Genomic DNA, 7,142 nt, shown 5'->3' with positions numbered 1-7,142 from the left:
TGTCGCGACAAAGTGGGAACTATGTCGCGACACATCACACGGTCGGGCTGACAGGATTTGAACCTGCGACCCCTTGGAAAATCCCTGGTCAGAAAGGGTTTTTCCGAAAATCTTGGATTGTTTCGGGTTCCCTAGTGTGGACTGGGAAGTAGGCGTTTCGCCCCCTCCGAGTGTATCCGGTTGGAGGTGGTTCATCAGGATCGATTGAGGTGAGTTTACGGTGGTCATGCTCGAGGCTTGGCCGATCCTGCTTGTTGGCGCGACTTGTGGGCACAAGACCTCGGCAACAAAAATGAGGTCGTCGACAATCGTCAGTCGGCAACAAGCATTCTCACCAGCCTTACACAGAGTTGGATCCGGTCCTCGGAGTCGACTTGCCGGATGCCGTTGAACGATTGCTGGACGGGCACCAGTCCGTCGCCTGTCGCAGCGAATTGATCAAGCACCGAGCGAACCGTTGCCGAGACATCCGGGCGCTCGTGGGGAACATCGACGCGGAAGCCATCTTCCATGCAGTGGATCTCAACCGCAGAGCCCTTGAGTCTGAGCCCGGGGTCATCTTCCCGAAACCAATTGGGCTCCTCGACGACGTCTCGGAGCCCGCCCTCGACCCACGCTGCACGCAGCAGTGCGTCGCTGAAGCGGGAGACGTAGGAGCCGCCATAGAGGATGCGCAAGTGACGGTAACTGAAGCCACCGAGCGTCTGGTCGTAGGTCTTGTTGTGGAAGTACCCGTCTCCGACCGAGCTGCGTGCGCCTTCGTACCGCGAGAGGTAGTAGCGCCAATCGAAGTACGACCGACTTTCCCGCTCCGCAAGCCACTCCGAACGGATCGCATCAAGGGTCTCTTTCCCTTCTGCACTGCCGCTGGAACGACGAGCCGAGTAATCATCGAGCAGTGCCATCAAAGGGTCACGGATGAAGGCCAGGTCCTCACGCTTACCCGTCGTAAGCAAGTCCATCCACGAGTCGTCCTTCTGAGAGCTTCCGAGCTGCCGCACCTTGCCGCCCCACTTCACATCACGCGAGTAGTCCCCTTTCGTGAGGAGCGTCGCGCCAAAGAGGTCACGGAGAGTCCTCTCACTGACTTCGTCGAACGCACGGGCGCGCGTTGAGAGCATCTCCGGCTGCAGGTCAATAGCCTGGATACGGCCCCGCATGAGCAAATTGTCCTCTAACTCGTGGATCGCCGGAATGACCTCCGGATGCTGATCCATCCAACGCCACTTGAGCGACTCGTCCGTCACCCAGTAGTCACGGAATCCTGCCATGCCGTCGAATACGCCCTGGAGTATCAGCCTTTCGGTAGACGCTACGTAGTCAGACATGTACCGGTCGCGGTCGAGGAATGCTGCTGTGATGTTTCGCAATGATCGGAGGCGTCGTTGCACGTCGCCGGTCGTGAGCGTCTCACCCGCTTGTCGGGCCAGAAGCACAGCGAACAGCAACAGCGTTTCCTGCGCAGAAAACTCGCTGCCGTACCGCGTCAGGCAGGCACCAAGGAGGTCCGACGTGGACGAAAACAGCGGCAACGAATCATTCCGCGTCTTACCCACCGCAAACAGCCCATTGAATACCTCGGCAGGATCGGTTCCTACCCAGGTGTCGAACGCATGGAAGAAAAAGTCCCGGTTGCGTTCGGCGTAGCCGTTCCCTGGATCAGCGAGGGCAAGACGTGCCCGCTCTTCCAGCGGAAGGAGTTGCCGGGAGTCCTTGTCGCGCCATCTGCGTTCAGGTGCACCATCACGCCACTCACAGATCTCGACGATGAACGTGAGATACCGCATGAACTCATCATCAACGGTCTTGTCTCCGCCGTACAGTTTCTCGTAGCTCCAGAGGACATCGGTCCATGCTCCGTCGATGCTCTCAGCAAGGTGCCTGTACCGAGCGGGGTCCGCTTCTTTGATGATCGTTTCCACGTCGGCTTTGAAAACCTCGAAGGGCGTCAACGGCTTTCCCCGCGAGTTCATCTTGATGTAGAGGTCCTCACCGTATTCCATGTCTTCAACGGGGAGGAAGAGGAACCAAATCGCTCCGGGCGAAGACTCGGTCGGCCGACGTTCGAGGCGTTGCCAGATGGCCGTGAACTCATCGTCGCGGCCCGCGAACCGTATATGGATGGCATCCAGGATCACGAGCATCGAAGCGATCGTGGGATCCTGGCGCCATGGGTACAGGTACCATGGCTGGTCTGTGATCCACTCAGACGGCGTCTGAGATTCGCCCGGGTACGGGTGCGTCGCGAGCGCGGCCGTGAAGCTCCGCGCTGTCGGTCTAGTTGCGTACGAGAAACAGAGCCACGCCGCATTGGAGTCGAGCGTCTGCGCCCGCGACGCGATGTACCAGTGCATCAAGAAGAGTGTCGTCAGGCGTTGCTGTCCATCGAGAGGGCGGAGCACACCGGACCGAAGCTCACCATAAATGAAGTCGAGCCCCATCCCTTCGTCGGACCTCGCCGCGGCAATTAGGGCATCGAGAAAGCGGTCACGGATAAGGGTCGCCTCATCGTCCTTGCGGCCCTGTGCATAGTCGCGCTGGATGATGGGAATCTCGATCTGCGTGATAGCCGGTCGGTCACTCGTTGGCGGATCGAAGAGGCCAAGGAAAGTCGTGGGATAACCCTTCATTAGTCGCTCTCTCCGCTCGTTATCACGTCAGGTTTGAGGAAGTCGCTAACGACAGCGATGAGCGTGTCGTAGTACGCCGCCCGATCTTGCGAACTCCAGAACGAGAGTTGCTGGTCCTCACTGCCGGTGTAGTACTTCAGGAAGACGTTGCGTGTGCACGGCAGGAGGTACGCGCCCTGAGCGTCCAATTCCAGGATGCGTTCACGTTTGAGCGCGAAGACCGCATTGTTGAGCTTACTGTTGAACTCGCGCTGAAGGAGCGCGAGATTGCCCAACCCGTGGAGGTCGTCCTCGTCCGAGGTATCCCCATCAGTGCTGAAGAGCGTGAAGACCCGCCCCTGGATGTCTTGAAAGCCATCGATGTCGGTTCGTGTAGGCGGCAGAGCGAGGTGTTTGTCGATGCCTCTGATGAGCGCATCAACCTCACCCTGCGCATCTGTATTCCAGGTGGTTCTGTTGATCTTTGCCCGGTGGGACACGAGCCAGTCTCTGCGCTGCTCCTCCTTTTTGAACTCCTGCGAGTTCTGGGCGTGGATATGCTCCAGCGACCAGCCTCGTAAGGCGTATTCAAAGAACGAGAATCGTGCGCCTTGGTCGGAGCTTGCCAGCACCGTCTCAACGTTCATCAGCAGCAGGATCTCTACACACTTCTCTGCTTGCCTCGAGTCGTCGTAGCGGAGGAGCGATACGTCCGCTGCGGTCAGATCAAGTCGATTTCGTATGAGTTGTCGCAGGTAGGTGGCGAAGGCGCTGTGCGTCTGTGACTTCGACGCCTCGATGAGGTCGGTTACATGGGTACCGGTCGCGATGAGGTAGCCGATCCGGTGGTAGAGCTCGCGGTCCTTATACCAGCCCACTAGCAGACCGTGCCGGGCGACGACCTCATCCCAGAATGCGTCGATGTTTGTCGCGGCGACTTGCTCAAGCACCTGACTGAAGGTCCAGAAGCGAGGTCGCGCCTTCAGGCCTGCGTCCGGAGTCAGGCTCTCGAACAAGAAATCGATATGGGTCGATCGCGTCGTCGATGAGCCGGTGAGGAATGCCCAGAATTGCGCGTCCCGGAGATCGCGTTCAAAGCCATCCCATTGCGCAGCGATCTCCTGTTGCCTGCTGAAATGTGCTCCCTCCCGTGCCGAGTTTGACAGCACTAGCGCCTTTATCAGTTCAGAGTCCGTGAGCGGGATACGGTCTCGGTTCAGTCGAATGAACAATTCAGTCGGATCAGTACCAGGGGGAGCTTCGTACCAGATGACATAGACCCACTGGGAGAGTGCGGAATGGATGTCGATGGCTGCCTGTGTCGCGTTGCTCTGTTCACTGAACCATTCCGCGATGGCGTCGTAAGCGGCTGCGATGTGATGAAAATCGATGTTCTCGTCGCGACGAGAACGGTCAAGGTTTTCGAGGTACTGTTTACTCCCCTCCCGCGTCTCGTATGAGAGCGAGTACGCGACAGCAGACCCCGGAAGCGTCGTTGCAATGTATTTCGTAATGAGGAGAAGCGTGGTGAGCCGCTGCTGACCGTCGACAAGCTCCCAGCCATCGTCCCGGCGAAGAACCACAATAGGCTGCAGTATGTAGTCGCCCGGGAATTCTCGGCGCTTCTGTGCATCTGTCAAGTTCCCCTTGATGTCATCAAGGAGCTGGCGCACCTCATCTCGACCCCAGCGGTACCCCCGTTGGTAGGCCGCGACGAAGAAAGCACCTTTGAGATAAGGCGTGTCTGGATCACCCTGCATGACGAGCCGCCGCTCGAGCGTCGCTTCCATCCCGCTCCCCCCTTGCATCGAGACCGTCATCCCCTCCAATTTACCGACGAGCGTCATAGTGCCCGAAACTCGCCCGTGCGGACCCCGGGGAGCACGGACGCAATGAAGCGACCGATCTGAAACTGTTCCCTCGCTTCTGCGGTCGCGATCCGAAGCGACTCCTCCGCGACGTCGGCGTCAAGGTCACCGGTCGGCGGTGCCTCACCTGCAGCGAAGTGCATGAGCAGTACATCGCGCTTTGCGCGAGCACGCAGCTGATCGATGTCAGCCGCGCTGAGATAGGAGGCGGAACCGCCGAGCGTCAGCACGGTATCGAAGGTCGTGCCACAGAGCACCCGGCTTCTCTCTGCTTCCGCGTAGGTCGCTGGGTGCAGGCCCGCAATCACGGGATGCTTCATCACCAGCGCATTGAGCATCGCTGTCGACGGGTCGATGCCGACATAGTGCACGGGTTCCACAACACCGAGGTCCAGGGGAAGTCCGGTCCCGCACCCCACATCGAGGGTTCGGCCCAGACGGACGCCGAATGTCGCACGGATGAGATCCGCGATCGCCGATTTCTCCGTTGCTGTCATCCCAAAGTTTCGATCCCACACCGTTGCGAGCCCGTCGAAGGCTGAGTCGATGCCCGACACCGTTCGGGGCATGTTCTGGATGCCGTACACGTGGTCGGCCCTGCCCCGGTTGATGATGGTGACACTGTCGTCGACGATGCTTCCGCGCTGCATGTCCCAGTGCTTCCATCCCATTGGGGTGACCAGGTAGATTCGGGTGTCCTTATAGAACTTCATCGGCTCGCCGTATGTCCTGATCACGTGGGCGGCACGCGCTGCATCCTTAGCGCTGAAACCTGGGGTCTTGCCGACCACCACATACTCATGCGGGGCGCCCTCCGCGTATGTAGTCGCAAACTGCCAGTCGAGTTCAGCCTCTTTGTCCAGCCACCAAACCAGATCTGCCTTCGTCACCATGTTCGTCTCCACGTTCCGCACGGCTCTTGATGTCCATGCAAGGGTTATTGTCGACACGACCACCGACATTGTGATCTCGAGACGCGCAAGCCGAGCTGCGACGCCTCTGGCAGATCGAGGGAAACTGAGGCGTCAACCGTGATCTGCCAGACGCGTGGGCCCGTGGGAGCGAGCAAGGGACGCAGTGATCGGGCAGCTGCCTGAGCGCTTGAGTGCGTGACGGCGAGATCATCTTTATTGCAGAGGTTTGTTAACTTTGGGAACTGGTGCGCACCTACTTGCCAGAAAAAATATCTTTGAGCACGAAGGGGCGAGTAATGTACAAGCCGAGTCCTTCAGCCGTCAAGGTGCATCACAATCGCGATGCGTAGCGTCCTACGATGTGCGCGAATACACGGCCGACGAGCCGGTCGGCTGCCCCGTACGGTCCCGCCGAATCGGCGGGACCTGAAATTCCGTGGATCTGGTGACGGTGCCGCAAAATTTGCGGGCCGTCACGCTACTTCTAGCCCGCATCTGTCACGTCGTGAGCGGAACAGCCAAGTTCGACGTACTTGCTGCAACGGTACGCCGAGTGCGCGAACATGTCTATGTTTCCTTCCCTAAGGCGCGCTCGAGCATTTCGGCGGTCGCCGGGTTCACCATCTCGTTGCGTCGGATGTAGTGCTGCACCGTGATCGCCGGGTCCGTGTGCCCGAGTAGCTCGGCGGCAAGGTCGACGCCAGCCTCATTGCTGATTGCGGTGGCAACCGTGCGACGAAACATGTGCGGCGTGACGCCCTCGATGCCCGCGAGGTCGAGCACGTGCCGCAGCTGCCTGCGCACGTTGTTCGTCGTCAGCGGGCCACCGTCACGATTGCAGAACAACAGCGCATCAAGCGAGGCATCATCGCGGCGGGCAAGCCTGAGCCGCACCGCCTCGGCAGCGAACGCGGGGAGCGCGACGGTGCGTCTGGACTTCGCGGTCTTGGGGTGATCTTGCCGCTGGGTGGGTTCGCCTCGGTGCGCGACGATGGTGCCGCTGATGCGAATTGACGGCAGGGCACTCACGATGTCGATATCGCGGCGCCTAATCGCGAGCACCTCACCGATGCGGGCCAACGTGCCAAGCATCACCTCGACGATCGCGCCGAGCTGCCCGTCCGGTTTCGGCCCGGAGGGAGAGAGTCCGGTCTCCCAGAACGCGATCGCCGTGCGGATCGCATTCACCTCGGAAGGGGTGAGCGCGTTCGGCGTGGTCGGGGGTTTCCGGAGCCGGGAGACGTGGTCCATCGGGTTGCGTGGCAGCACCTCGTGCCGCACCGCGAGAGCGAGTGCGAGCCGCAACGCCACCCGGGCCTGCTTGGCGCGGTTGTAGCTGTGCTTCGCAAGCTGCTTCAAGAAGTGGTCGCAGCGCGCCACACCGATCTCACGCAGCGTGAGGTCTTTGAATGCGGGCATCACGAGCGTGCGCATGTTGCGTTCATATAGCTGCCGGGTGGTGATCGAGAGCCGGTCTTCAAGATCGAGATCTTCAAGCCAGTACGCCACCAGATCGGGGAACGGACTGTCGGCAGTCAGCCCGATGCCCGCGGGCTGGTAGAGGGTGCGCTCGGCAAGCTTCGCCTTCAACGCCTGCTCGGCCGCGCGCTTGCTATCACCTGTGGCTTGCACGAGCCTCGACTTTCCATCCCAGTCGCGATACCTCGCGCGGGCGGTTACGCGACCGTTCGACGATGTCTGGAAGCCGATCGTACCGAACGTGCCGATCGTGAGGCGTGGGCGGCTCATCT

General features: G+C 60.2%; 4 protein-coding genes. All 4 read right to left on the bottom strand.

All coding sequences use genetic code 11. From position 1 onward, the window contains the following. Positions 1 to 311 precede the first annotated feature (311 nt). Positions 312 to 2,630, bottom strand: coding sequence for a DUF262 domain-containing protein (locus EG850_RS12350; protein ID WP_124973932.1), 2,319 nt, complete (start codon positions 2,628 to 2,630; stop codon positions 312 to 314). Next, complete coding sequence (locus tag EG850_RS12345; RefSeq protein WP_185715070.1) at positions 2,630 to 4,429, bottom strand: DUF262 domain-containing protein; 1,800 nt, start codon at positions 4,427 to 4,429, stop codon at positions 2,630 to 2,632. Before EG850_RS12345 ends, EG850_RS12350 begins: the two co-directional genes overlap by 1 nt. Positions 4,430 to 4,452: 23 nt before the next feature. Beyond that, positions 4,453 to 5,439, bottom strand: coding sequence for a class I SAM-dependent methyltransferase (locus EG850_RS12340; RefSeq protein WP_124973928.1), 987 nt, complete (start codon positions 5,437 to 5,439; stop codon positions 4,453 to 4,455). A 519-nt stretch (positions 5,440 to 5,958) separates the two neighbouring features. Further along, positions 5,959 to 7,140 (bottom strand): tyrosine-type recombinase/integrase, encoded by a 1,182-nt coding sequence (locus EG850_RS12335; protein ID WP_124973926.1) that lies wholly within the window; start codon positions 7,138 to 7,140, stop codon positions 5,959 to 5,961. Positions 7,141 to 7,142 lie beyond the last annotated feature (2 nt).

This window comes from Gulosibacter macacae (assembly GCF_003865375.1).
Taxonomy (GTDB): Bacteria; Actinomycetota; Actinomycetes; order Actinomycetales; family Microbacteriaceae; genus Gulosibacter; species Gulosibacter macacae.
This window is presented reverse-complemented; position numbering and strand designations above follow the sequence as displayed.